Below are 23961 nucleotides of genomic sequence, written 5' to 3'. Positions count from 1 at the left end.
CGCGAGTTGCTGATCGGTCACGACTTCCGAGGCTACCGGTGGTTACCGGGATCTCGTCGGCGTGGTTCCGGCGCCGCCCTCGTCGTCGTCGTTCCCGGCGCGTCCGCCGGGGCGCGAGCCCCCGCCGTTGCCGGTACCCGGCGTGGTGCCTTCCGGGCTCGCCGTCGGCTGACCCGGCAGCGGGCCGGTGGTGGTCTCCGGGGTCTGCTGCGAGGGCTGCTGCCCGGCGGGCTGCTGCACGCCGGGCACGGGGATCCGGATGCCGGGCAGGATCTCGACCTGCGACGGCACGATCGTCGGGACCTCGATCGTGGGTGCGGTGGTGGACGGGGGCGTGTAAGGCGCCGACCACTCCGGCACACCCGCCTGGCCCTTGATCGGAGCGGGCTTGGGGAACGACTCGTTCGGCGTGCCGGACAGCGCGCCGTCCATCGTCGCCTTCCAGATGTCGGACGGCAGTCCCGAACCGTAGATGCTGCCGCCGCCGTAGTTGCGCAGCGGCTCGCCCTGCTCGGTGCCGACCCACACCGCGGTCGACAGCGACGGCGTGTAGCCGACCATCCAGGCGTCGCGGTTGTTGCCGGTGTCGCCCAGCTGGTGGGTACCGGTCTTGGCGGCCGACTCGCGGCCACCGGCCAGGTTGTGGTTGCGCGAGTACGCCGCGATCGGCTTCATCGCCGCGGTGGCGTTGTCGGCCACGGCCGCGCTGACCCGCTGCTCACCGGCGGGCTCGCCACGATCGAGCAGCACCTGGCCGTCGGCGGTGACGACCCGCTGCACGAAGTGCGGCGCGTGGTACATGCCGGAGGCGGCCAGCGTCGCGTACGCCGACGCCATGTCGAGCGGACGGGTCTGGTACTGGCCCAGCACGATGCCGTTGTTGGGGCCGGCGCCGTTCGGCTCCGTCAGCGTCTCGCCGATGCCGGGCAACTCCTCGGGGATGCCGAGCTTGTAGGCCATCTCCCTGATCTTCTGCGGGCCGTTCTGCATGTCCAGCTGCATGCGGTAGAAGCTGGTGTTCAGCGACCGCTTGAGCGCCTCGGCGATGGTGCACATGCCGCAGGACTCGCCCTCGACATTGCCGATCTGGATGCCGTTGACGGTGATCGGCGAGCTGTCGTACAGCTGCGAGAGCGGAACGCCCTGCTCGAGGTTGGCGGCCAGACCGATCACCTTGAACGAGGACCCCGTCGGCAGGCCGGCGTTGGCGAAGTCGTAGCCCTGGCCGTCGTTGCCGCCGTAGTAGGCGCGCACGGCGCCGGTGCGCGGGTCGATCGAGACGACCGCGGTCCGCAGGTTCTCCGGCTCGCCCTCCAGCTTGGACTGCGCGGCGTTGACCGCGGCCGCCTGCGCCTTCGGGTCGATCGTCGTGGTGATCTGCAGGCCCTCGGTGTTGAGCTGCTGCTCGCTGATGCCCGCCGCGGACAGCTCCTTGAGCACCTGGTTCTTGATCAGGCCCTCCGGACCCGAGTTCTGGGTCTCGTCATCGTTGTCGGCCAGCGAGACCACCTGCGGGTACTGCATCGAGGCGCGTTCGGCCGCGGGCAGGTTGTTGCCCGCGACCATGCCGTCGAGCACGTAGTTCCAGCGCGACTTCGCGCCATCGGGGTTCTTCTCCGGGTCGAGCAGCGAGGGCAGCTGGATGGTCGCGGCGAGGACGGCGCCCTCGGCCACGGTCAGCTCCTGCACGGGCTTGCCGAAGTAGGCCTTGGCGGCGGCGTCGATGCCGTACGCGCCGCGGCCGAAGTAGATGGTGTTCAGATACGCGGCGAGGATGTCCTCCTTGCTCCACTGGCGGGCCATCTTGGCCGAGATCACCAGCTCGTGCATCTTGCGCTGCATCGAGCGCTCGTCACCGACCAGCGCGTTCTTCACGTACTGCTGGGTGATCGTGGAGCCACCACCGGCGCTTTCCTTGCCGAGGATGTTGTCGCGGGCCGCGCGGGCGAAGCCCGAGACCGAGAAGCCGGGGTTGGTGTAGAAGTCACGGTCCTCGGCGGCGATCACGGCATTGCGCACGTGCGGCGGGATCTGGTCGATCGAGACCTCGGTGCGGTTGCCCTGCGGCGGGACCACCCTGCTGATCTCGGTGGTGCCGTCGCTGGCCAGGATCGTCGCCACCTGGTTGGTCTCCAGGTCGCCCGGCTTGGGCACCGAGACCGCCGTGTAGGCGACGAGGAACACCGCGCTCGGCACGACGATGGCGAGCGCCATCAGCACATACATGGTCCGGCGAATGGCCCGCCACGGCATCTTCCTCACCGAACCACCATTACCGGAGCCGTCGTCGCCCCCGCCACCGTCGCGGCGGTTGCGCGGTCCGGTCGGCGGTGGGGTGCCGCCCGCGCCGGTGGCGCGTCGCTCACCGGTCGTCGGCCCGCCGGGACGACGACCCGCGCCGGGCCGGGCGGCCGCGCCTGCCCCGGCCGCGACGCGCGCGTTGCGGCCGGAATCGGGTCCGCCGGCGCGCACGGTCGACTCGTCGGGGCCGCCGGGACGCGGCAGCTTCTGGGTGGCGTTCGCGGCGGGCGCAGGACGACCCGGCTGACCCGGCCTGCCCTGCGGCGGCCTGCCCGCGCCGGGCGGGTTCTGCGCGGGCCCGCTCTGCGGCCCGCCGGGACGCTGCGGCGGCTGACCCGGCCTGCGCGGCGGCATGCCACCCGGCGGCGGACCCTGCCGGTTCGGCGGTGGACCGCCCTGCGGACCGCGTCCACCGGGGGCCGGACCGCGACCCTGCGCGGGCCCGCCCGGCTGACGCGGCCCGGGACCACCCGGCTGACGCGGACCGTCCTGCGGACCTGGCCTGCGCGGCGGCTGACCGCCGGAACGGGGAGGGAGACCTGGTTGCGCACCCCTGGCCGGACGGCCTTGCGGATCGTCACCGTAGGGGGAGGGCTCGTAGGGCGAACTCACTGACCAGATCTCCATAACTTGTAAGGTTCAACCGACACACGACATCCGCGCCGGACAACCGGCGCGGATACCTTGCACCTCGAACAGTGGCGCATCACACGCGGCCCGTTCGGCAGCGCGTCATTCGGCGGCGCGTCATTCGGCGGCAGAGCGCCGCCCCGCTCGCGGGCTCGACCGACGGCGGGCTGGTGCGGGTGCCTTCCCGAGCACATACGACTGCACCAGGTGGTTCCAGCTGCACGAGCGGCATACCTCCACCACGTGCACCGAGAACTCCTCGTTCGACTCTGCCATCCTGACCAGTTCCTCCGGCGTCCGCGCCGAACCGGCCGCTTGGCCGAGCCCGTCGCCGTACACCCAGGAAACCAACGTCAGCTGCTCTTTTCGGCAGATCGGGCAGGTCACCTCGCTGCCCCGGCCATGGAACTTGGCGGCCCGGAGCAGGTAGGGATTCGCGTCGCACACTTCGGCGACGCCGACCCGGCCCGCGTAGACGTCAGCCAGCAGCGACCTGCGCCGGAGCGCATAGTCGACCACCTGCCGCTGAATTCGCACGATCACCAGAGTAGCCGGGATTGATTTGCGGTGCCGGTGGCACCGCGTCTTCGGTGCTCTCGCCGTAAACTCCCGATACCGGGGTCGGCCCGGGTGTTTCCGCAGGTGAGGCGAGCCGTAACGATGGCTGATTCCGGGCAGGCTCGCAGAGCCGCCGATTCCGTGACGAGGGCGCGTGATATCGATCGCGCGCAGGTGTCGACCGTGCTTGACGCGGCCTACGCAGAGGGCCAGCTCGGCGCCGACGAGTACCACGACAGGTCAGCGCGAGCAGGGACCGCGCGGACGCTCGGCGAACTGGCGGCGCTCACCGCGGACCTGCAATCACCTGCGGTTTTCGGTGAACAAGCGTCGACCGAACGGAAACGCTTCGGCCGCAGGCACTCCGGCGAATACCCGGCGCGGACCCGCGCCCGCGACGCGGATCGCGCCCGCACCGTGGCGGCTCTCGACGCCGCCCGCGCCGACGGTCAGCTCGACGCCGAGGAGCATTCGGCGTCCACCGAGCTGGCCGAGCAGGCCCGCACCCTCGGCGATCTGTCCACTCTGGTCGCGGAGTTGCAGCAGCGACCGGTGGCGCCGACGAAACCGAAGGCCCGCAACACCTTCCGCATCGCCACCGTGGCGGCGGCGGTCGTCTTCGCGATCGGTGGCTTCGTGTGGACGGTCCGCGACGACAAACCGTCACCGGCGGCCAGGGAGGCCGCCGCCGTCAACTACAACGCGGCGGCGCCCCTGGTGATCCAGACGCCGAAGCTGACCACCCAGGCCGGCTTCGTCCAGTTCCGCGACGACTACCGCACCAAGTTCGGCGACACCCGCGTCGACGAGGCGGTCCTGCACGAGGAACACGCCTCGGCGGTGCGCCGCGCGGCGCCCGACGCCGACTGGACCGCCGACTGGACCTACCGTGGCGGCTTCGACCGCTCGAACGGGCAGGTCAGCACCCGTCAACGCGAGACCGTCGAGATCGACCTCGCCCAGATCGACGCCGACGCGCTCGGCGCGGCGCTGACCACCGCGGCGGCCACCCTGCTGGTGCGCGACGGGGTGGTCACCCACTTCCGGATCGCGAACGACAGCTGGGTCGGCAGACCCGCCATCACGATCTTCGTGCGCAACGAGGTCGCCCAGTCGGGGCACATGACCCTCGCGCTCACGGGCGAAGTGCTGCAGACCTACCCGTACAAAGGATGACCCGGCGATGAAGACCCCGTCCCCCGCGAAGAACCTGCGGGCCCGCGACGCCGACCGCGCCGACGTGTGCGCCCTGCTCGACGCGGCCCTGGCCGACGGCCAGCTGACCGAACGCGAGCACGAGAAGCGCACCGCGACCGCCATGCAGGCCGAGACCTTCGGCGCGCTCGACCGCCTCGTCGACGACCTGCAGATCCCCGGCAGCCTCGCCGCCACCCCGGTCGCGCGCGGCGTCCCCCGGATGCCCCGGCGCTGGTGGATCCCGGCGGGCGCGATCGTGCTCGCCGGTCTGCTCGGCGCGGGCGCCGGGCTGCTCGGCCGCACGGTGGGCGACGCGGTGCTCGACGACCCGCTGCCCGACCTCACCACCGGCAACGGTTTCGCGTACTTCCTGGCCGACTACCGCGCGAAGTACGGTTCTACCGAGGTCGACGAGGTGACTCTCTACCCCGACTACGTCGTCGTCGAACGCAAGTCCGACAAGCCAGGCAAGCAGGACGACCAGATCTATCGGGGTTCGTTCAAGGCGTGGGGTTCGCAGGGTTCGCGCACGCCCGACACGAAGTCCTTCGACCTAGCGGCCGTCGACATCGCCCGCTACGCCCGGCTCATGTCCGGCGCCCCGGTGACCACGAAGGTGCCCGGCGGCTGGGTCTCGCACGTGATCCTGCGCTTCGAGCCCGGCGGCGGCAAGGACGCCGAGCCCGAGATCAACATCTACGTCAAGAACGAGGCCGAGGTGAGCGGATACCTGAAGATCCGCCTCGACGGCGAACCGATCGCGGTGCACCCCGCCTAGCCCAGGCCCATCCGCACCCGTCCACACTCGGCCGCGCCCCGGTGCCAGTTCTTATCCCGCGCATTTGGACTACCTTCAGTCGGGCTCAACCGTCCGTATTCGCCCACTCGAGCACCACATCGCGGACGGGCAGCTTCCCCATGTCCCGGAGCCTTTTGAAGCGCTCCTCGAAACTGAGGTGTAACCACACTTCATTGTTGCCCGATTCCCACGATAATTCATCGAGTTGATCACCCGATTGAGTCACCGGAACATTTCGCAGTACGATAGTTTCACGAATCCCGACGGCATCATAAATTCGCCGGAGCGTTCCGGCGGCAAGCCACCTGATTTCGCCGTACCGATACGGAATCTGTGTCTTGCACGGTGTCCTGTTGTCGAGTAGGGCCTTGACGTATGGAATCAAGCGTGCATCTGGATTCGTTGATTTCTTTAGCGTTCGCAGCGTTATGGAGACATCGTCTGTGAAGCCATCGAAAGTTTCGGCAAGATACTTGAAATCCTCATCTCGTTGCGCTTTTGAATCATTCGTTGCCATTTCCTCTACTTCCATATCCATTGGTGATTTATTCCTATCTCCAGCTATCAACTCGAAGGAATTTGACACGCTGCAAGAGCTCGCTCTGGTGTGAGTGCGCCGTAGTGTACGCTCCATTGAAATTCGTTTGGTCGGACATTCCATCCCATCGTCTGCCCATGAAGTCGAACCCAGTTTGTCGCTCGAATGCCTTTAATGCTTTCACCTCAGATGCCTCGTGCACTAGGTAGCGAACGTCACCAATAGTGGCGTTTCCATTTCCGAGACGTGTCCACGCATTGTAGTTCTCGGGGCTGAACTGCAGGCCGCGACTGTTGAAGTTGTACTCCTTGATCTCCTGCAGCGTTCTGGTGTCAATATCGACACCACCCGCGCGCATCGACCGTCGGATTCGATCGATGTCATTCCGATTGATCACTTCTTGTCGCAGCCGCTCCACCGTATGATCGAGCCGTGGACCCGGGCCGACCGCGCCGACGTGTGCGCCCTGCTCGACGCCGCCCTGGCCGACGGCCAGCTGACCGAACGCGCGTTGTGGACACACATCGTCCGTGGAGCCATCGCCTGCCTGAGCCCGCCCGAAGAGGTCTACTCGCCCAAAGGCTCCCCGTCATCTCCCGGTGGATACAGCCTGTCGATGAGCAGATCCAACTTCATCAACTCATCGCCCTTGCCCTCATTTATCGGACCTTGGGCATACTGTCGAACCAATCGCCGTGTACGGCACTAGTGCAGGCACATCCGCACCCGTCTAAACTGGTTCGACCGCTGCAAGCTCCTATCTTGCGAACCTCGGAGGAAGTCGTCGGCTGATCCACCCCAAATCGTACGGCCGGGCGTCGGATCGGCGACCTCCTCGACTGCCGACGTCCGGTCGTCTGCAGTCGGACTCAACCGTCCACATTCGCCCACTCGAGCACCATATCGTGGACGGGCAGCTTACCCATGTCCCGAAGTCTTACATAGAGTTCCTCGGAGTCAAGATGAATCCATTCATCATGCATGCCAAGTTCCCACACGAGCTCACCGAGTTGATCGCTCGATTGTGTCATCGGAACATCTCGCAGCACAATAGTTTCACGAATTTCTAGAGCATCATATACTCGTCGGAGTGCTCCGGCGGCTAGCCACCTGACCTCACCGTATCGGTACGGGATGCCCGTTACGCACGGTGACCTGTCGTCGAGCGCAGCTTCGATATATGGGATTATCCGGACTTCGGGATATGGCGACTTCTTGAGTGTTCGCAGGGCAATGACTGTATCATGTTTCGACCCATTGAATGCATCGACAAAGTAGTTAAACTCCTCGTCTCGTTGCTCTTGCGAATTGCTTACGTTCATTTCTGATTACTTCCACTCCAAGGATGATATTTCTATCTCCAGCTGCCAACCCGGAGGAACTTGACGCGCTGTAGAAGTTCGCTCTGGCTGAGTTGAGTACCGCGCGGCAGGCCGAGCCTGCTTGCTCCGGAGCCTGTCAGCGTCACCAACTGGCTCCCCGCCATCTTCCACGCTGCGAACTGCGCGCTCTGCCCCAGCGGCACTTCGCCGACAAACATACGCTCTCGAGCCTCAGGGCGCCTGTCAATTGAAGCAGCGACTTCTGGTCTCATGCGAATGTTTCCGTTGGTCACATCGTTGATGGTATCGGTGAGGAACCGATACTCTTCGGCCAGTGCTTGTGAGTGTGCGGCGGTGTATGCCTCGTCAAAAGTGGCTTCCCAGCCTTTTCGCTGCGCGGGGGACATGCGATCCCATTCAGCACCCATGTAGTCGAATCCGGTTTGCTGTTGGTGCTTCTGCAGCGCTTTGACCTCCGATGCCTCGTGCACGATGTAGCGAACATCGCCGACGGTGGCCGATCCGTTTCCCAATCTGGTCCATGCATTGTAGTTCTCGGTGCTGAACTGTAACCCTCGGCTGTTGAAGTTATAATGCTTGATTTCCCGCAATACACTGGCATCGATATCGAAGCCAGCTGACCGAGCCGACTGGCGGATACGATCGATATCATTCCGATTCATAACCTCGAGTCGGAGCCGCTCCACGGCGTGATCGAGTCGCGGACCTGACAGGCTCGGAAACACGCTCTGCCAACCATTCTCGTCGATGCCCGATAGACCGCCTCGGTGCAGGCCCGTTCCGGGAGTTCTCACCTCCGCACGGGTTGAGATATCGGCGTGTGGCGCATCCGAGGGAATATCAGTGCTGGTGCGTTCGGCCTGAGGTCCAGGATCAGTGGGGCGTTCAGTCCTTCCGCTAACCGGTGACGGAACTTCCGATGGCCACCCTGCTGTTTCTGCGTGTGCGTCAGGCGAATGCGAACCTTCGGGCCGTGATGCCGGGGACGTGCTTGGTGTTCCAGGCAGCCCATCCTCGTGGACGGTTCGCTGCCGATAGTTGTCGACAGCGTCGGTGAGTTCGCGTTGCTGTGTGGTTCTGCCGATTCGTACCGCGTCGACAGCGTTGTCGGCCGCAGCAAGGGCTTCCCAGGTCTTGGGGGCTATTCTGCGGAGGCCGGCTTTTGCCGCTGCCCCGGTCAGGGTGACCAGACCGGGGATGATCGAGGCGGTGTTGATGCCGAGTTCGGCCGCTGCCCACGCGATTTCCGCGCCGCTGTAGTCGCCACGGTCGTGGGCGGCGTCCCACAGGATGAGCGCCGGTCCCACGGTCGCACCGACCAGGAAGCCATTGAGCCCTTGTTTCAGGTCGCCGGCGGTGAGTTCGGTGCGGCTTGCTTCGAGCGCTTGCCTGCGGAGCTCGGCCGGGCTGTACATCGACGGGCGGGTGTTGTCGACGGTGCTGTATGGGTCCTCGGCAACGGTGATCTGCTGCTGGTCGGTGACCCATGCGGCGATGGCCGGATCCAGCCACGGGATCCCGGCCTGGTTGAGGCGGGTGACTGCGGCGAATCGTTCTTCTATCTCCGCCTGGTTGCGGGGGACATGATTGGCCCAGACCAGATCGTTGAACTGTTCGCCCGGTGTGTACATGGCCGCGGTCAGCCGTGCTCGGGCTACGTCGTAGGCGGTCGGACCGTTCGGGCCTACCCACACGAGTTGCCCCGCTTCGAAGGCCTTCAGGTCGGCCTCGAGTTGCTCGCGGGAGTAGTTCGAGCCTGTTTGGAAGATTGTTTGTGGGTTGGTGATCGATGGTGGCAGGACCCCGGGCTGCGCGAGCGGGACCGGCACGGTGCATTCCACGGTGGCAGCGACCACCGGTTCTTCGGTGATCTTGGTCGTCGTGACTGGCGCCAGCCCGGGCGTCGTCACGGTTGTTTCCGTGACGCGGACACCGTTCGCTGCAGTGGATGTCTGCTGTATCGAGCTGCCTTCCGGCAGTGCTGTTGCCACCACAACGGGAAGCTCTGAATCCGGGGCGACGGCCGGGTAGTTCGGCACCGTCACCGGTTCTGTCCCACCTGGGAGAACGCCGAGCTGCTGCAGGACCATCGGTGCACCGGTCGTGGGTTCGCTGGTTGCCGGGGGCGGAGCGTCGGGGGTGGAGGCCGGTGTCGATGGCACAGTCGCCGGAGGCGGTGGCGTGTCGGCGCCTTTGGGGACGGCGACCTTCGGCGTCGCGGCCTTGTTCGCGCCCTTCTCTCCGCCGGTGGGGGTATCGAGTGGGGCGTCGATGGGATCGGCCTGCACGGGTGATTGCCGGGCATTGTCGAAGAGCCTGCGGCTGTTGTAGATCCGGTTCATTTGCCTGGCTGCATCAGCTGGGGATGACACCGAGATGTTGAATACGCGCGGCTCCCGATCGCTGGGTGTGGGGCTGTCCGCTGTTGCCGGTGTCAGCGAGTCGCGCCACTCGATGCCCCGGGTTGCCCAGTCCGGTGTCGTCACCGCGCGGCCTGTGCGGTGAGACGGCATCGGTAGTGCTGCGCAGCGGTGGCGTGGTGGTCGAGATGGGGGCTGAGGTGGTCCGTTTCGGACACGGGATCCTCCTGGATGCAGGCACGAAAAAGCCCCGGCCGATCGGCCGGGGCTTAGTGCTGTGAACGTTGCGATTGCCAGGGGCTCAGGATCGAAGCAGCAGCGCTGCGAGTTCGCGGTCGGCGATGGATCCGATTCCCTGGTGTCGGCGCAGGGCTACTTCCGTCGACTGCACCGGCTCGATAGCCGGTTCAAGAGGAGGCCTCTGCAAGGGCCGAACCGCGCATGCCACCAGCTGCACCACTGCAACCGGAGGAAGACAAATCCCCGACCGTCGAGAAAAGTTGAGGGGCAGGAGAATTGGGCACAGCGCAGCCCGACTGGTCAATTTAAGATCAAGTTGCGGCGTTGGTCAATGGTTGGGCATGTTTCCCCTGCTCAGGGATGAATGCGTCCGGATACCGGACCTGAAACCTCCGAATATTGCTGCGGCGTAAGCACACCCGCTCCTGCCTTCGCGGAGAATCAACATTTCGCGCGGGCGGAGCTCGTTTCACTACTGCATTGGGCCGCCGGGCGATTCCTCACCTCCCGCCGGGGTCCCGTGAGTGCTTGCTCGACGTCGACGGTAGTAGCGCCGCTGTCGCGGGCGATGCGCCCCGACCTCTAGAAGACGTTGTAGTGCAGGCGAATACAGTGGATCAACGTCGATGACCACGGGCTCACCGAGTGTGCCGAGTGCGGCAGCGGCGTCTGTGAGTACGTCGCCGTCGTTCTGGCCCTCGTCGACCGGGCCGACGGCGAACACAGGCCCGACCTTGCCGCGGTCATCGACTGGCGCCCACGATCCGTCCTCGCGGTGCAGCCAGCCCGCCACCTGGCGTGTGTGGGCGCCGACGATGCGCGAGGCGGCGTGTGCTTCGCGCATCGCCTCGGTGACGGCGTGGCGGGCGCGGTCGAGTTCAGTACCCGGCACGACGGTCCAACCGCATCACGCCCGCACCGACGAGCACGTTGACGGCGGCCATCTTGCGCGGGCAGATGGTGCGGTCGCATTCCCGGTGTACCTGCATCATCCGGTGCGCCTGGTCTAGCGTGAATCGCTTCTCCGGTGCAGAGTGCACTATCACCGTGGTCCGGCCGGTCTGCTCGTCGTCGCGAGCGATGGCTTCGCGGGTGTCCTCGCCGGCGATCCGCGCAACGATGGCGTCAACCGTCAGCTCGCTACGTTTGGGCTTCTTTCTCCACATCGTGAACTCCCCTCGTCGGTGGCTGCCCCGCCGCCGGGGATTCATGGTCGACCCGGCGGCGCGGCCGACACACAGATTCGCGCCGAAGACCGGGACGGTGGAACAGTCGCGAGGACGTTTCTGTGGACATCCGGGAACGTCTGATATGTCCCGTAAACGTCCCGTATCGTTCGGACATGGCGCAGCGGTTGGAATCGGCGATGCTGCGAGCTGGGCTCGACTCAGCTGGTCTCGCCGCTACGGTCGGCGTTGACGCGAAAACGGTCTCTCGGTGGTTGTCGGGCCGGGTTCCGCACCGGCGGAGCCGGATCGCGGTCGCGGAAGCGCTCGGCGAGACCGAGGACAGCCTGTGGCCGCAAGCCAGGCCCGACATGGCCGCAGGTAGTCCGGCAACATCGGAAGTGCTCGCCGCCTACGCACACCGTGCGGACATCCCCAACGACGTGTGGACCGGGCTGTTGCTCAACGCTTCCCAGCAGATCGACCTCGTGGGCTACGCCTACCCGTTCGTGTTCGAACTCCTGCCCAACGCCGCCGAGATCATTGCCAAGAAATGCACTGCCGGCGCAACAGCCCGGCTGGCGTTCGCCGACCCTGAATGCGCCCATGCCGCCGAACGCGACCAACTCGAACAGATGCAAGGCACCCTCCCAGGTCGCATCCGCAACGCGCTCTCGATGCTCGGGCCGCTGGCCTCGACGCCCGGATGTACGGTCGGGCTGCACCGCACACATCTCTACAACTCGGTGTTCCGGTTCGACGACATGATGCTGGTTACTCCGTACTTGGTGCGCGCGCGTGGATACCAGCATCCCGCGCTGCTGCTGCGCCGCCTATCGGCGCACGGCATATTCGAGTCCTACGCCGACCAGTTCGAACAGATTTGGGGGACGGTGAGTCGCTATGGGCCGCAGGACTGACTACTACCGCGATCCGGCCGCACCACAACCGAACTCGCTGGTGCCCGGCGGTTCCGCGCTTGTGGTTGACGATGCCGGGCGAATTCTGCTGCAACGTCGGGCCGACTCGGGCAACTGGTCATTCCCCGGCGGGACCATGAATCTCGGTGAAACCCTGGAACAGTGCGTGGTCCGCGAGACCCGCGAGGAAACCGGTCTGGAGGTGACGATCACCGGACTGCTCGGCATCTACACCGACCCGGCCCACGTCATCGCCTACGCCGATGGCGAGGTCCGCCAGGAGTTCAACATCACCTTCTACGCCGCGGTGACCGGCGGCCGCCTCGCTGTCTCGAATGAGTCCACCGCAGTGGAATGGATTGATCCCAACGACCTCGATGCGATGCCGATGCACGACACGATGCGGCTGCGAATCGCGCACCACTTAGCGGGCCGGACTTGGTTGGGGTAGTCGGTCGACTGCCCACAATGCCCCTCCTAGCGCACAGACCCGCCCGCGCCCTACCTCGGCTGACGTAGAGAGCGTGAAGCAAGCCGTCCGGCGTGTTCCGGGCGGCCTGTTGTGTGTTCGGCCGCCGAGATCGCCGTCGGCTAGCGGATGAGCGTCACGCCCCATCGCAGGGAAAATGCCCGCGCCTAGCCACCTGATGTATCGCTCCGATATAGTGGGAAGTCGCATCCATCGGTTAGGTCCATTCGGTCTGTCGGGCCGACACAGTCAGGGAGTGAGGTCGCGGTGCTCGAATTGGCGATTCTCGGCCTGCTCCTCGACGCGCCCATGCACGGTTACGAGCTGCGCAAGCGGCTGACGGGCCTGCTCGGTGCGTTCCGGGCCTTCTCCTACGGTTCGCTCTACCCGACGCTGCGCAGGATGCAGACCGACGGGTTGATCGCGGAGGAGATTCCGGAGGGCGCGACCGCGCGCCGTGCGCGCCGCGTCTACCGGCTCACGCCGGTCGGGCGGGAACGGTTCAACGAACTCCTCGCCGACACCGGTCCGCAGAACTACACCGATGACGGCTTCGGCGTTCACCTCGCCTTCTTCAGCCGCACCCCCGCCGAGGCGAGGATGCGGATCCTGGAGGGCAGGCGGCGCCAGGTCGAGGAGCGCCGAGAAGGGCTGCGCGAAGCGATCAAGAAGGCCAGCGGCTCGCTGGATCGCTACACCCGCCAGCTCCACCAGCTCGGATTGGAATCAAGCGAGCGCGAAGTGCGCTGGCTCAACGAGTTGATTGCGGCGGAGCAATCGACGAAGGCGGCACCACAGAAAGAGGGAAAGAGCGGCCATGAGTGATGTCAACAAGGTTGGGTCCGGCGAGGTTCGCGTCGCGATCGTCGGTGTGGGCAACTGCGCATCGTCGCTGGTGCAGGGCGTGCAGTACTACAAGGATGCCGATGAGAACTCCACGGTTCCCGGCCTCATGCACGTCAAGTTCGGTCCCTATCACGTCAAGGACGTGAAGTTCGTCGCCGCGTTCGATGTCGACGCCAAGAAGGTCGGCTTCGACCTGGCCGAGGCGATCTTCGCCAGCGAGAACAACACGATCAAGATCTCCGACGTGCCGCCCACCGACGTGACGGTCCTGCGTGGCCCGACCCTCGACGGCATCGGCAAGTACTACGCCCAGACCATCGAGCAGTCCGAGGCGCCCGCGGTCGACGTGGTCAAGGCGCTCAAGGACGCCCAGGTCGACGTCCTGGTCTCCTACCTGCCGGTCGGCTCCGAAGAGGCCGACAAGTTCTACGCCCAGTGCGCCATCGACGCGAACGTCGCCTTCGTCAACGCGCTGCCGGTGTTCATCGCCTCCGACCCGGAGTGGGCCAAGAAGTTCACCGACGCCGGTGTTCCGATCGTCGGTGACGACATCAAGTCCCAGGTCGGCGCGACCATCACCCACCGCGTGATGGCCAAGCTGTTCGAGGACCGCGGCGTGGTGCTCGACCGCACCTACCAGCTCAACGTCGGCGGCAACATGGACTTCAAGAATATGCTCGAGCGCGACCGGCTGGAGTCGAAGAAGGTCTCCAAGACCCAGGCCGTCACCTCGAACCTCACCGGTTCGCTGGCGGGCAAGGTGCACGACCGCAACGTCCACATCGGCCCCTCGGACTACGTGGAGTGGCTCGACGACCGCAAGTGGGCCTACGTGCGCCTCGAGGGCCGTGCCTTCGGTGACGCCCCGCTGAACCTGGAGTACAAGCTCGAGGTGTGGGACTCGCCGAACTCGGCGGGCATCATCATCGACGCCGTCCGCGCGGCCAAGATCGCCAAGGACCGCGGCATCGGCGGCCCCGTCATCCCGGCCTCGGCCTACCTGATGAAGTCCCCGCCGGAGCAGATCGCCGACGACGTCGCGCGCACCCAGCTCGAGGCGTTCATCATCGGCGCGGAGTAAGAGCAGCGAAAAGAGCCGGTGCGCACGAACTTTCGTGCGCACCGGCTCTTTCGGGTGGTACGTCCGTTCAGCGGGGACGGACCAGAAGCTGGTCCGCGATCCAAGCCACCTCGGTTCGTTCCGTAGCGATCGTGTCGATCAGTGTGACGACTGCGGCGGGTTCGATGGTGGGGACCAGACCGTAGCAATTGAGGAGGAGCCGGACGGCAACCCACGCCGTCATCTTGTTGCCCTCGGTGAACGGCTGGTCACGGATGACCGACTGAAAGACCGCTGCCGCCTTCAGTTCCGGTGTCGGGTAGGCCTCGCGACCGAGCGCGATCTGATCGGGTCGGGTGGCGGCCGCGGCTGCCAGACCCAGATCCCTGATCGCGCCCTTGCCCTCGGTGACTCGCTGATTGCACTTGATGAGGGCTTCGGGCCGCACTACTCGGACTCTCGGATCAGGGCGAGGAGTGCGGCGTCCTCCTGCATCACCTGATCGAGAATCGCATCTTCTCTGCGGCTCAGTGCGCGCACGGCCACCCACTCCCGCAGGGCATCACAAATCACACTGTTGAGCGACGTGTGCGCTGCCTCGGCCTCGGCGGTGGCAGCGCCGTGAAGGTCGTCGGGCAACCGCAGATTCAGATTCGGCATAGCACCAATCTAGCACCACTTGGTGGGTCCGACTTTTTTCGTGGATCTCAGTCGAGCGAGACATAGACCTCGACGCTGGTCGGGCCGGTGTAGCGCTCCAGTTCGGCGGTGTGCGAGCGGGTGATGGTGCCGGCGTTCTCGGCCTTGATCACCTGGGCCCACGCGGTGCGCAGCAGGTCGTAGGGCTTGTCGGAGACGACGAACTTGGCGTAGCGGCCCGCGGGGATGCGGGTGAGCACGTCGCCGGAGTCGATGTCGTCCAGGCCGGATACCTCGTAGCCGAGCACCGCGACCGCGTGGTCGTTCTGCCCGATGTAGGCCGCGGCGCGCGGCACCGTCTTCTCCCTGGCCAGGTAGCGGTCCCAGGTGAAGTTCACCAGGTCGAGGTCGTGCGCTGTCACCTCGCGACCGGCCAACGGGACGGTGAGTCCCGCGATCAGCCCGTCGTCGAGAGTCACGATCTCGAAATCGACAGTCATGGCTACTCGCCCCCCTTCTCGTCGATCAGCGAAACGAAGATCTCCACCGTGCGGTCGTCCGGGTACTGCTCGTAGTCGCCCGCGTAGGCGCGTTCGAACTCCCCGGCGGCCTCGGCGTCCCAGATCTGGCGCCACAGGCCGACGATGGTGTCGCCACGGTTCTCGCCGGTGGCGGTGAATCGGGCGTAGCGGCCCGCCGGGATGCGCGCGAGGACGTCACCGACCGCGAGATCGGCGAGGGTCTTGCACTCGTATCCGACGATGTGGGTCAGGTAGGAGTTGATCTCCGTCGCGAAATCGACGTATCCCGTCGCGATCGGTCCCGGTAACGAGGGTCTCGCCAGCAGGTGCTGCCACGCCTCCACCACCTTGGCACGGCGTGGCCCCTCCACGGCGAGCGCCGGACTGCGGAGCACTGTGCCCGCGATCAGCGTCTCGGGACGGTCAACGACATTGAAATCCACCTGCGTAGCCCCTATGTCTAGTCTCGTCGTCGCTCGAGCGCATATCTTCCCGCATCGATATGACAGGTTTCGCGCCGGGACTCCTCGACGCCGGTCGGGCGGCTCGCGCTCTGGCCAACGATGTTGCCATGAACGCGGGGGTGCCGGGTCGGGGTGGCCAATCCGTGATCTATCCACCGCCGAGACCGGGGAACAATTCGCCCGGCGAGCTGGACGGTCGCGGCGCAGGCGGCGGGATGATGATCAGCGGCGCGGGATTGCGTGAGGTCGCGGTCGGCGGGGTGAAGATGTCCGGCGGCGGCGTGCGCGGTGAGTTCCGCGGCGGGTTCAGAATGTCGTACGGACCGCCCGGCGCGGCGGGCGCGGGCGCAGGTCCCGGGATCGGCGAGCCGCCCCCGGGCAGCGCCGGGGTGGGGAACTGCTCGATCGGTGTGCCGGCCAGCGCGGTGTCCATCACCTGCTTCCAGATGTCGGACGGCAGCCCGGAGCCCCAGATCGCGCCACCGCCGCCGCCACGCAACGGCTGCGGTTGCTCGGTGCCGATCCACACCGCCGTCGACAGCGAGGGCGTGTAGCCGATCATCCAGGCGTCCTTGTTGTCGTTGCTCTCGCCGAGCTGGGTGGTGCCGGTCTTGGCGGCCGATGGCCTGCCGTCGGCCAGGCCGTGCCCGTTGGAGTAGTTGGCGATCGGGGCCATGGCCTGGGTGGTCGCATCGGCGATGGCGGCGGTGATCCGCTGTTCGGGCTCGGCGGGCTGCGCGCCGACCCGGTGCTCCGGGGCGCCGCGGTCGAGCAGCACGTGGCCGTCCCCGGTCGTGACGCGCTGCACGAAGTACGGCTCGTGGTACACGCCGGAGGCGGCCAGCGTCGCGTAGGCCGAGGCCATGTCGAGCGGCCGTACCAGGTACTGGCCGAGCACGATGCCGTTGAGCGGCGGTTCGCCCGCCTCGGTGAGGGTTTCGACGTCGAGGCCCGGGATCCGCTCGGGAATGCCTGCCAGGTGCGCGGCCTCGGCGATCGAGCGCGGCCCGTCGGCCATGGTCATGGTGAGCCGGTAGAAGCTGGTGTTGAGCGAGCGCTTGAGCGCTTCGGTGAGCGGGCAGCGTCCGCAGGAATCACCGTCGACGTTGGTGATCGTGGTGCCGCGGTCCTGCACCGGCGAGCTGTCGATGGCCCGCGTCGTCGGAATACCTTGGCGCTGCGCGGCGACGAGGGCGAACGGTTTGAACGAGGACCCGGTCTGCAGCGGCGCCTGCGCGAAATCGAAACCGGTGCCGTCCTCGCCGCCGTAATAGGCGCGCACCGCCCCACTGCGCGGATCGACGGACACGACCGCGGCCCGCAGCTCCGGCGGCTGCCAGCGCAGCCGCTGGCGCACCGTGTCGACGGCGCCCGCCTGCGCCACGGGGTCGATGGTCGTGGTGATCTGCAGTGCGCCGGTGTTGATGTCGGCGTCGGTCAGCCCGGCGTCGCGCAGCTCGCGCATCACCTGCGTTCGGATGTGGCCCTCCGGGCCGAGCGCGACGGGCTCGGTCGGGATGTCGGCGAGCGGGATGATCTCCGGGAACACCGTCGCGTCCCGCTCGCCAGGGGCGAGCACCCCCATCTCGATCATGCCGTCGAGCACGTACCGCCAGCGCGCCTTCAGCTGGTCGAGGTGCTTCTCCGGATCCAGCACCGAGGGTGAGCGGATCACCGCGGCGAGCACGGCGCCCTCGGCCAGGGTCAGCTCCGGCACCGGCTTGTTGAAGTACGCCTTGGCGCCCGCCGCGATCCCGTACGCGCCGCGCCCGTAGTAGATGGTGTTGAGGTAGGCGGCCAGGATCTCGTCCTTGCTCCACTGCCGCGCCATCTTCGCCGCGATGATCAGCTCGCGCATCTTGCGGGTGACGGTGCGTTCGGAGCTCAGGAAGGCGTTCTTCACGTACTGCTGGGTGATCGTCGAGCCGCCGCCCGCGTTCTCGTGGCCGAGCAGGTTGTCGCGGGCGGCGCGCAGGAACCCGCTCGTCGAATAGCCGGGGTTGGTGTAGAAGTTGCGGTCCTCGGCGGCCAGCACGGCGTCACGGACCGGCAGCGGCACGTCGGTGAGCGGGATCGGGATCCGATTGCCCTGTGGCGGGATGAATTTCGTCAGCACCGTGGTGCCGTCGGCGGCCAGCACCGTGGCAGGCTGTTCGACGGCGACCTCGGCGGGCTCGGGGATCTCCGAGCTCCAGTAGATCGCCACGAACAGCAGCACGGGCACGCAGACGAAGATCACGAACAGCGCGAGCAGCAGCCGCCGGATCTTCTGGCCCCTGGTGCGCGGCGGTCGCGGATCCTCGCCGTCGGCCGCCAGCCGGGCGGCCTGGGCTCGCCGGGCCGCCCCCTTGCGCGGCTCGTCCCGGCCGAGTGGGTCCTTGAAGCCGGCGATCGAGGAGTACGGCGCGTCCGCATCGGACCGCCGACGCCTACCCTCGGAGGCCACGACCATCTCCTTCCGGACCGACGGAAGAACACCTGCGCCGACGCGCGCATCGACGCAGGCGACTCTACCCGCGGTTGGTCACGGAATCGGGGAGGAGCGGCTGGGGGCGGCGGACGCGCCGTCCGTCAGCTCTTCACGCCGCCCGCGGTCAGACCCGAGATGATCCTGCGCTGGAAGATCAGCACCATGATCACCAGCGGCACCGTGACGATCACGCCGGCCGCCATGATCGCCGCGTACGGCTGCACCAGCGGATCGTTGCCGGAGAACTGGGCGATCGCCACCGTCACCGGCCTGGTCTGCTCACCGGAGAGCAGGCGGGCCAGCAGGTATTCGTTGATCGAGGCGATGAACGCCAGGATCGCGGTGGTGAACACCGCGGGCGCCGCCAGCGGCAGCATGATCAGCCGGAACGCCTGCCCCTTGGTGGCGCCGTCGATCCGCGCGGCCTCTTCCAGCTCCCACGGCAGTTCGGCGAAGAACGAGGCCAGGATGTAGACCGTCATCGGCAGCACGAACGAGATGTTCGGGATGATCATCGCCTGGTATTCGCCGATCCAGCCGAGATCGGTGAACAGCTGGAACAGCGGCGTCACCAGCACCACGGCGGGGAACATCGAGGCCGCCAGGATCAGCCCGGACACCAGGTACTTGCCCGCGAACGTCATCCGCGCCAGCGCGTACGCGGCGAGCACGCCGAGCACCAGCGCGATCGCGGTCGTCACCGACCCGATGATCACGCTGTTGAGCAGGGCCTGCCCGAAGTTGTTGCCGCGACTGGTGTCGAAGGCGTTGCGGAAGTTGTCCAGCGTCACGTGGGTGGGCCACGGGGTGCTGTCGAAGGTGTAGGCCTGGTCGCGGAACGCGACGACCGTCATCCAGTAGAACGGGCCGAGGCCCCACACCAGCACGATCAGCACGCCGAGGTACATCCGCACGGTGCCGAGGCGCTTGCGCCACGAGATCGGCTGCACCGGAGCGGCTTCGCGGGTCGCGGGCGACTCTTTCGTCGTCGAGATGCTCATCAGTTCGCCTTCCGCTGTTCTTCCTGCGTGCGAACGGCGTTGGCGCCCAGCACCTTCACCAGCACGAACGCGATCGCGAAGACGAGCAGGAAGGTGATCGTCGAGAGCGCGGCGGCGCTGTTGGGGCCCTGGCGCACCTGCTCGACCACCAGGATCGACAGGGTGTTCGTCGACGGGTTGCCCAGCGTCATGATCGCGGGCAGGTCGTAGATGCGCAGCGTGTCCATGGTGCGGAACAGCACGGCCACCAGCAGCGCGGGCTTGAGCAGCGGCAGCGTGATGTGCACGAACCGCTGCCACGCCGACGCGCCGTCGACCTTGGCCGCCTCGTACACGTCGGCCGGAATCACCTGCAGCCCGGCCAGGATCAGCAGCGCCATGAACGGGGTGGTCTTCCACACGTCGGCCACGACCACCGCGAACCGCGAGGCCCACATGTCCGAGGTCCACAGGATGTGGGTGCCGAGCACGCGGTTCACGACGCCGTCGTACTGGAACATGAACTCCCACAGCCGCGCGGTGACGGCGGTGGGGATCGCCCACGGAATCAGCACCGCGGCGCGCAGCAGCGCGCGGCCGCGGAAGGTCTTGCCCATCACGATGGCCATGCCGAGGCCGAGCACGGCCTCGATCGACACCATCACCACCGTGAAGAACAGGGTGACCCCGACCGCGGACCAGAACTGGGAACCGAGCGTGCCGGTGGGGCAGTCGATGACCCCGCCGAGCGAATTGCACTGCTGCAGCAGCCAGTGCGTGTAGTTGCTCAGCCCGGCGTTGCCGCCCTCGATGAACATCCCGGTGGCCGGGTCGATCCCCGAGTCCTTCTGGAAGGACATGACGACCGCCTCGACCACCGGATATCCGATGACCACGGCCAGCGCGACGAGCACGGGCGTGACGAAGAGCCACGCCTTGCCGGATCGTCGCAGTTCCAGCGCTAGCCCGCGCTGCTTGGCTCCCGAAGGATCCGACACCGTTTCTACTCTCCTACGGTCTGGTCGGGTCCGCTGCGCGCTCCGCTACGAACCGGCGGTCTCGATGCCCTTTTGCATGCCGGCGACGGCGTCGTCGACGGACTTCGTGCCGTTCAGGGCAGCATAGGCGTTGTCCTGGATGGCCTTCGACACCGCGGGATAGAACGGGGTCACCGGGCGCGGCACGGCGCTGGCGATGGACTCCTTCAGCGCGGGCAGGTACGGCATCTTCGCGATCAGGGCCGGGTCGTCGTAGAGCGAGGCGCGCACCGAGGGCAGGGCGCCCGAGGCGATGATCTGCTGGGCCTCCTCGCTGATCAGGAAGCGCACGAAGTCGGCAGCGGTGGCCTTGTTCTTGGAGAACGCGCTGATGGCGGCGTTGTAGCCACCCAGGGTCGAGGCGCCGACGCCGGTGTTGCCGGGCAGCGGGGCCACGCCGAACTTGTCCTTCACCGAGGAGGTGTCGGCGTTGGCCTGGGCGTAGAGGTAGGGCCAGTTGCGCAGGAACAGCAGCTTGCCGGACTCGAACGCGCTGGCGCTCTCGCCTTCCTTGAAGGTGATGGCTTCCTTGGGGATGTCACCGTTCTTGTAGGCGTCGACGAGGACCTTCAGGCCCGCCTTCGACTCCGGGCTGTTCACGGTGGGGGTCTTGCCGTCGGCGCCGACGAAGCTGCCGCCGAAGGCGTTGATGACCTCGGAGGTGTTCACGGTCAGGCCCTCGTAGGGGGCGAGCTGACCGGCGTAGCAGCCGATGTTGTTGTCGCGGGCCACCTGGCACTGGCCGATCATCTCCGACCAGGTGCGCGGCGGGTTGGGCACCAGATCCTTGCGGTAGTACAGCAGGCCGCCGTTGGTGTTGCGCGGGGCCGCGTACAGGGTGCCGTTGTAGGTGGCGCTGGCGACGGTGGGCGCGAGCAGCGGCGCCGTGTCGATGGCGAAGGTGTCCTTGAGCGGCTGGATCCAGCCCTTCGCGGCGAATTCCGCGGTCCACGGCACGTCGAGGGCGACGACGTCGTAGCCGTCCTGCTTGGCGCGGAAGTGCTCGGCGAGGTCGTCGTGCTGCTGGTTCGCGTCGGCCGACTGCTCCTTGAACGTCACCTGCTCGTTCGGGTGGGCGGCATTCCAGCGGTCGATGAGCTGCTTGACGACACCGGTCTCGGTGGTGTCCTTGCCTTCGACGTAGGTGATCGGGCCGCGGCCCGACAGGTTCTGGTCGAGTGCGTTGCCTCCGTTGTCACTGGAGCAGGCACTGGCGAACGATGCGGTAAGCAACGCAATCGAGGCAGCAGCCATCGTCGCTCTCGGGACAAACTTCAAGGCCATCGCAGACACTCCAGGGTCGAGACGTGAGCAGCAGCACACCCGTGCGGTGCACGGGTCAACATACATGGTGGCCGGTCCGCGCGCCCGATCGTCCTGCCACATCGCCTACTTTCGGGTCAGTTCCGCGCGGGCCCGTTGTCGGTGCGGTGTCCTACGCTCGAGTCCGTGACCAGTCCCTCGCCGCAGACGCCCGACCGGATGCTCACCCGCATCGGCGGTTTGCTGCGCAAGGCCGAGGCCACCGACAACGAGCACGAGGCCGAGGCGTTTCTCGCCGCGGCGCAGCGCCTGGCCACGAAGTCCTCGATCGATCTGGCGGTCGCGCGGTCCCATGTCGCCGACCGCGAGCGCAGGTCGACGCCGGTGCAGCGGATCATCCCGATCGGTGAACCGGGACGAAAAGGACTGCGCACCTACGTCCAGCTGTTCGTCGCGATCGCCTCGGCCAACGACGTGCGCTGTGATGTCGCCCGCAGTTCCGCCCAGGTCTACGCCTACGGCTTCGCCGCCGACATCGACACCTGCGAGGCGCTGTACGCGAGCCTGCTGATCCAGATGGTGCGCGCCTCCGACCACTACATCAAGTCCGGCGCCTACCGCGAGGCCACCGTGGTCAAGACCGTCGCCGAGAAGCGTTTCGGGCGCACGGTGCGCCGCAAAGTGGAGGCTCCCGTCGCGGGCGTCACAGCCCGCCTGAACTTCCAGATGGCCTTCGCCGCCCGCGTCGGCGCCCGCCTCGCGGAGGTGAAGGCGGAGGTCGTCGCCGAGGAGACGCCGTCGGAGTCCACCGGGACCGCGCTGGCCCTGCGCGACAAGGAAGTGGCGCTCACCGACTTTTACACGGCCACCTCCGAGGCTCGCGGCACCTGGCGTGGTCCCCAGACTTCCACCGGCCACTCCGCGGCGGCCCGGCGCGCGGGGGACCGGGCCGGTCGCGCCGCCCGCCTCGGCACGTCACCCGAATTGCCCGCGGCGCGAGGCAAGCTCACGGGCCGATGAGCGGCCCGGACAGTGGGACCCTGTCGGTCGGGGGCGGTGGCCGTGGCGTCCGATGAGACGGGGCGGCGCCGGGACGGGCAGCGCGCCAAGGTCTATGACGCCGAGCACCTGGTGCGTGGGGTGTTCGATCGCGCGGAGGAGTTCGGGCATCGGACCGTCGATGTGTACGGGTCGCAACTCACGCTGCCGGTCGAGCGGCGGTTCGGCTCGGTGGAGTCGGTGCAGTCCTATGTGGACAAGGTCCTGGCACTGAATTGGGTACGCGCGCAGTGGGAAAGGGCCGCGTTGCCGGTGCGTGTGCGCGCGCGGGCCGGTGGATCGGCCGCCCACTACGAACCGGCGGCGGGAGTGCTGGCGGTGCCGTTGCACACCGGGGCGACCGCGTGGGCGCTGCGCGAGCTGGTGGTGCTGCACGAGCTCGCCCATCATCTCGCCGACGATGCCGAGGCGGCACACGGACCCGAATTCTGTTCGCGCTACATCGAACTCGTCGACGGCGTGATCGGGCCCGAGGCGGCGCTGCTGATCAGGGCCACGTTCGCGGGGTGCGGTGTCGTAGTCGGCTGAGGCGGTGTGGGCCGCGCCAATCGTGATGCGGGTGCGACGGCAGTTTCGCCGTGTGGGTCGGCGGCGGTTCTGTGTCGCGCCCTGCCGGGCCGGTCCTGAACGCGCCGAATCCCGCCGGTGCGCGACCGGCGGGATTCGGGCGATCGGCGCTCAGTCCTCGGCGACCTGCACGTCGACGGCGATATTGCCGCGGGTCGCGTTGGAGTACGGGCACACCTGGTGGGCCTGATCGGCCAGGGCCTGCGCGTCCTCGCGGGACAGGTGCGGCAGGGTCACCTCGAGGGTGACGGCGAGCTCGAAGCCGCCGTTGTCGTTCGGGCCGATCGAAACCCGCGCGCCCACAGCGGAATCGGCGATGTTCGCGCCGGCCTTCTTGCCGACCAGGCGCAGCGCCGAGTGGAAGCAGGCCGCGTAGCCTGCCGCGAACAGCTGCTCGGGGTTGGTGCCCGCGCCGTCGCCGCCCATCTCCTTCGGCGGGGCGAGCACGACCTCGAGCTTGCCGTCGGTGGTGCGCGCGGTGCCGGTGCGGCCTTCGCCGCTGGCCAGGGCTTCGGCGGTGTAGAGGACCTGCAT

25 protein-coding genes are annotated in these 23961 nt (G+C 67.1%); 8 read left to right on the top strand and 17 right to left on the bottom strand.

Annotated elements, in window-relative coordinates:
• Positions 1 to 42: 42 nt before the first annotated feature.
• Together DFR69_RS13245 and DFR69_RS13240 are read right to left on the bottom strand one after the other, a co-directional pair.
• Positions 43 to 2253 carry a transglycosylase domain-containing protein gene (locus tag DFR69_RS13245; RefSeq protein ID WP_110038264.1) on the bottom strand — a complete coding sequence of 737 codons (2211 nt, stop codon included), beginning with the start codon at positions 2251 to 2253 and terminating at the stop codon, positions 43 to 45.
• A 795-nt stretch (positions 2254 to 3048) separates the two neighbouring features.
• A complete protein-coding gene (locus DFR69_RS13240; RefSeq protein ID WP_186817370.1) occupies positions 3049 to 3468 on the bottom strand; it encodes a DUF5318 domain-containing protein in 420 nt (139 codons plus the stop codon).
• A gap of 123 nt (positions 3469 to 3591) precedes the next feature.
• Here DFR69_RS13240 and DFR69_RS13235 point away from each other — a divergent pair, with 123 nt between their 5' ends.
• Both DFR69_RS13235 and DFR69_RS13230 read left to right on the top strand, forming a co-directional pair.
• On the top strand, positions 3592 to 4665 hold the full coding sequence (locus tag DFR69_RS13235; protein WP_110037821.1) for a DUF1707 SHOCT-like domain-containing protein: 1074 nt from the start codon (positions 3592 to 3594) through the stop codon (positions 4663 to 4665).
• Positions 4666 to 4672: 7 nt separating this feature from the next.
• The gene (locus DFR69_RS13230; RefSeq protein ID WP_110037820.1) at positions 4673 to 5464 is read left to right on the top strand and encodes a DUF1707 SHOCT-like domain-containing protein; all 792 of its coding nucleotides are present in this window, start codon (positions 4673 to 4675) and stop codon (positions 5462 to 5464) included.
• Between the two features lie 85 nt (positions 5465 to 5549).
• Here the strand turns inward: DFR69_RS13230 and DFR69_RS33975 are convergent, their stop codons facing one another.
• The 6 genes from DFR69_RS33975 to DFR69_RS13220 form a co-directional block, all read right to left on the bottom strand.
• Positions 5550 to 6023, bottom strand: a complete 474-nt coding sequence (locus tag DFR69_RS33975; protein ID WP_146229280.1) for a hypothetical protein — start codon at positions 6021 to 6023, stop codon at positions 5550 to 5552.
• Positions 6024 to 6036: 13 nt separating this feature from the next.
• A complete protein-coding gene (locus DFR69_RS33970) occupies positions 6037 to 6546 on the bottom strand; it encodes a hypothetical protein (protein ID WP_146229279.1) in 510 nt (169 codons plus the stop codon).
• A 346-nt stretch (positions 6547 to 6892) separates the two neighbouring features.
• On the bottom strand, positions 6893 to 7345 hold the full coding sequence (locus DFR69_RS33965; RefSeq protein WP_146229278.1) for a hypothetical protein: 453 nt from the start codon (positions 7343 to 7345) through the stop codon (positions 6893 to 6895).
• A 32-nt stretch (positions 7346 to 7377) separates the two neighbouring features.
• Positions 7378 to 9852, bottom strand: coding sequence for a hypothetical protein (locus DFR69_RS33960; protein ID WP_146229277.1), 2475 nt, complete (start codon positions 9850 to 9852; stop codon positions 7378 to 7380).
• A 586-nt stretch (positions 9853 to 10438) separates the two neighbouring features.
• Complete coding sequence (locus DFR69_RS34835) at positions 10439 to 10858, bottom strand: hypothetical protein (protein WP_208643966.1); 420 nt, start codon at positions 10856 to 10858, stop codon at positions 10439 to 10441.
• Positions 10845 to 11132, bottom strand: coding sequence for a hypothetical protein (locus tag DFR69_RS13220; RefSeq protein WP_110037818.1), 288 nt, complete (start codon positions 11130 to 11132; stop codon positions 10845 to 10847). Before DFR69_RS13220 ends, DFR69_RS34835 begins: the two co-directional genes overlap by 14 nt.
• A 176-nt stretch (positions 11133 to 11308) precedes the next feature.
• Between DFR69_RS13220 and DFR69_RS13215 the strand changes: the two genes are divergently transcribed.
• The 4 genes from DFR69_RS13215 to DFR69_RS13200 all read left to right on the top strand — a co-directional run bounded on the left by DFR69_RS13215 (position 11309) and on the right by DFR69_RS13200 (position 14448).
• A complete protein-coding gene (locus DFR69_RS13215) occupies positions 11309 to 12052 on the top strand; it encodes a helix-turn-helix domain-containing protein (protein WP_110037817.1) in 744 nt (247 codons plus the stop codon).
• Complete coding sequence (locus DFR69_RS13210) at positions 12036 to 12503, top strand: NUDIX domain-containing protein (protein WP_110037816.1); 468 nt, start codon at positions 12036 to 12038, stop codon at positions 12501 to 12503. Before DFR69_RS13215 ends, DFR69_RS13210 begins: the two co-directional genes overlap by 17 nt.
• A gap of 285 nt (positions 12504 to 12788) precedes the next feature.
• Positions 12789 to 13346 carry a PadR family transcriptional regulator gene (locus DFR69_RS13205; RefSeq protein ID WP_110037815.1) on the top strand — a complete coding sequence of 186 codons (558 nt, stop codon included), beginning with the start codon at positions 12789 to 12791 and terminating at the stop codon, positions 13344 to 13346.
• On the top strand, positions 13339 to 14448 hold the full coding sequence (locus DFR69_RS13200) for an inositol-3-phosphate synthase (protein WP_110037814.1): 1110 nt from the start codon (positions 13339 to 13341) through the stop codon (positions 14446 to 14448). The genes DFR69_RS13205 and DFR69_RS13200 overlap by 8 nt, the downstream gene beginning before the upstream one ends.
• A gap of 67 nt (positions 14449 to 14515) precedes the next feature.
• Here DFR69_RS13200 and DFR69_RS13195 read toward each other — a convergent pair whose 3' ends face one another.
• The 8 genes from DFR69_RS13195 to DFR69_RS13160 all read right to left on the bottom strand — a co-directional run bounded on the left by DFR69_RS13195 (position 14516) and on the right by DFR69_RS13160 (position 21822).
• Positions 14516 to 14875 (bottom strand): type II toxin-antitoxin system death-on-curing family toxin, encoded by a 360-nt coding sequence (locus tag DFR69_RS13195; RefSeq protein WP_167456257.1) that lies wholly within the window; start codon positions 14873 to 14875, stop codon positions 14516 to 14518.
• Positions 14875 to 15087, bottom strand: coding sequence for a toxin-antitoxin system HicB family antitoxin (locus DFR69_RS13190; protein ID WP_110037812.1), 213 nt, complete (start codon positions 15085 to 15087; stop codon positions 14875 to 14877). Before DFR69_RS13190 ends, DFR69_RS13195 begins: the two co-directional genes overlap by 1 nt.
• Positions 15088 to 15134: 47 nt before the next feature.
• Entirely contained in the window at positions 15135 to 15566 is a 432-nt protein-coding gene (locus DFR69_RS13185) for a GyrI-like domain-containing protein (protein WP_110037811.1), read from the bottom strand.
• 2 nt (positions 15567 to 15568) lie between these two features.
• Positions 15569 to 16030 (bottom strand): GyrI-like domain-containing protein, encoded by a 462-nt coding sequence (locus DFR69_RS13180; RefSeq protein ID WP_110037810.1) that lies wholly within the window; start codon positions 16028 to 16030, stop codon positions 15569 to 15571.
• A 169-nt stretch (positions 16031 to 16199) separates the two neighbouring features.
• Entirely contained in the window at positions 16200 to 18503 is a 2304-nt protein-coding gene (locus tag DFR69_RS13175) for a transglycosylase domain-containing protein (RefSeq protein ID WP_110037809.1), read from the bottom strand.
• 119 nt (positions 18504 to 18622) lie between these two features.
• Complete coding sequence (locus tag DFR69_RS13170; protein WP_110038262.1) at positions 18623 to 19429, bottom strand: carbohydrate ABC transporter permease; 807 nt, start codon at positions 19427 to 19429, stop codon at positions 18623 to 18625.
• A gap of 92 nt (positions 19430 to 19521) precedes the next feature.
• The gene (locus DFR69_RS13165) at positions 19522 to 20499 is read right to left on the bottom strand and encodes a carbohydrate ABC transporter permease (protein WP_110037808.1); all 978 of its coding nucleotides are present in this window, start codon (positions 20497 to 20499) and stop codon (positions 19522 to 19524) included.
• Positions 20500 to 20544: 45 nt separating this feature from the next.
• Positions 20545 to 21822, bottom strand: a complete 1278-nt coding sequence (locus tag DFR69_RS13160) for an ABC transporter substrate-binding protein (RefSeq protein ID WP_110037807.1) — start codon at positions 21820 to 21822, stop codon at positions 20545 to 20547.
• Between the two features lie 198 nt (positions 21823 to 22020).
• Between DFR69_RS13160 and DFR69_RS13155 the strand changes: the two genes are divergently transcribed.
• Both DFR69_RS13155 and DFR69_RS13150 read left to right on the top strand, forming a co-directional pair.
• On the top strand, positions 22021 to 22821 hold the full coding sequence (locus DFR69_RS13155) for a DUF2786 domain-containing protein (RefSeq protein ID WP_110038261.1): 801 nt from the start codon (positions 22021 to 22023) through the stop codon (positions 22819 to 22821).
• 42 nt (positions 22822 to 22863) lie between these two features.
• On the top strand, positions 22864 to 23388 hold the full coding sequence (locus DFR69_RS13150; RefSeq protein ID WP_110038260.1) for a TIGR04338 family metallohydrolase: 525 nt from the start codon (positions 22864 to 22866) through the stop codon (positions 23386 to 23388).
• A 150-nt stretch (positions 23389 to 23538) separates the two neighbouring features.
• Here the strand turns inward: DFR69_RS13150 and DFR69_RS13145 are convergent, their stop codons facing one another.
• Positions 23539 to 23961, bottom strand: a complete 423-nt coding sequence (locus tag DFR69_RS13145) for an organic hydroperoxide resistance protein (protein WP_110037806.1) — start codon at positions 23959 to 23961, stop codon at positions 23539 to 23541.

Origin of the sequence: Nocardia neocaledoniensis (genome assembly GCF_003182135.1) — a bacterium.
GTDB lineage: Bacteria > Actinomycetota > Actinomycetes > Mycobacteriales > Mycobacteriaceae > Nocardia > Nocardia neocaledoniensis.
This window is presented reverse-complemented; position numbering and strand designations above follow the sequence as displayed.

Excerpts from the sequence above, each read along its gene's own strand:
- DFR69_RS13160 (WP_110037807.1), bottom strand. The coding sequence starts at position 21,822 with ATGGCCTTGAAGTTTGTCCCGAGAGCGACGATGGCTGCTGCCTCGATT.
- DFR69_RS13235 (WP_110037821.1), top strand. The coding sequence starts at position 3,592 with ATGGCTGATTCCGGGCAGGCTCGCAGAGCCGCCGATTCCGTGACGAGG.
- DFR69_RS13200 (WP_110037814.1), top strand. The coding sequence starts at position 13,339 with ATGAGTGATGTCAACAAGGTTGGGTCCGGCGAGGTTCGCGTCGCGATC.
- DFR69_RS13185 (WP_110037811.1), bottom strand. The coding sequence starts at position 15,566 with ATGACTGTCGATTTCGAGATCGTGACTCTCGACGACGGGCTGATCGCG.
- DFR69_RS13220 (WP_110037818.1), bottom strand. The coding sequence starts at position 11,132 with ATGTGGAGAAAGAAGCCCAAACGTAGCGAGCTGACGGTTGACGCCATC.
- DFR69_RS13155 (WP_110038261.1), top strand. The coding sequence starts at position 22,021 with ATGCTCACCCGCATCGGCGGTTTGCTGCGCAAGGCCGAGGCCACCGAC.
- DFR69_RS13145 (WP_110037806.1), bottom strand. The coding sequence starts at position 23,961 with ATGCAGGTCCTCTACACCGCCGAAGCCCTGGCCAGCGGCGAAGGCCGC.
- DFR69_RS13190 (WP_110037812.1), bottom strand. The coding sequence starts at position 15,087 with ATGCCGAATCTGAATCTGCGGTTGCCCGACGACCTTCACGGCGCTGCC.
- DFR69_RS33975 (WP_146229280.1), bottom strand. The coding sequence starts at position 6,023 with ATGGATATGGAAGTAGAGGAAATGGCAACGAATGATTCAAAAGCGCAA.
- DFR69_RS33965 (WP_146229278.1), bottom strand. The coding sequence starts at position 7,345 with ATGAACGTAAGCAATTCGCAAGAGCAACGAGACGAGGAGTTTAACTAC.
- DFR69_RS13175 (WP_110037809.1), bottom strand. The coding sequence starts at position 18,503 with ATGGTCGTGGCCTCCGAGGGTAGGCGTCGGCGGTCCGATGCGGACGCG.
- DFR69_RS13245 (WP_110038264.1), bottom strand. The coding sequence starts at position 2,253 with ATGCCGTGGCGGGCCATTCGCCGGACCATGTATGTGCTGATGGCGCTC.
- DFR69_RS13170 (WP_110038262.1), bottom strand. The coding sequence starts at position 19,429 with ATGTACCTCGGCGTGCTGATCGTGCTGGTGTGGGGCCTCGGCCCGTTC.
- DFR69_RS13210 (WP_110037816.1), top strand. The coding sequence starts at position 12,036 with ATGGGCCGCAGGACTGACTACTACCGCGATCCGGCCGCACCACAACCG.
- DFR69_RS13230 (WP_110037820.1), top strand. The coding sequence starts at position 4,673 with ATGAAGACCCCGTCCCCCGCGAAGAACCTGCGGGCCCGCGACGCCGAC.
- DFR69_RS13215 (WP_110037817.1), top strand. The coding sequence starts at position 11,309 with ATGGCGCAGCGGTTGGAATCGGCGATGCTGCGAGCTGGGCTCGACTCA.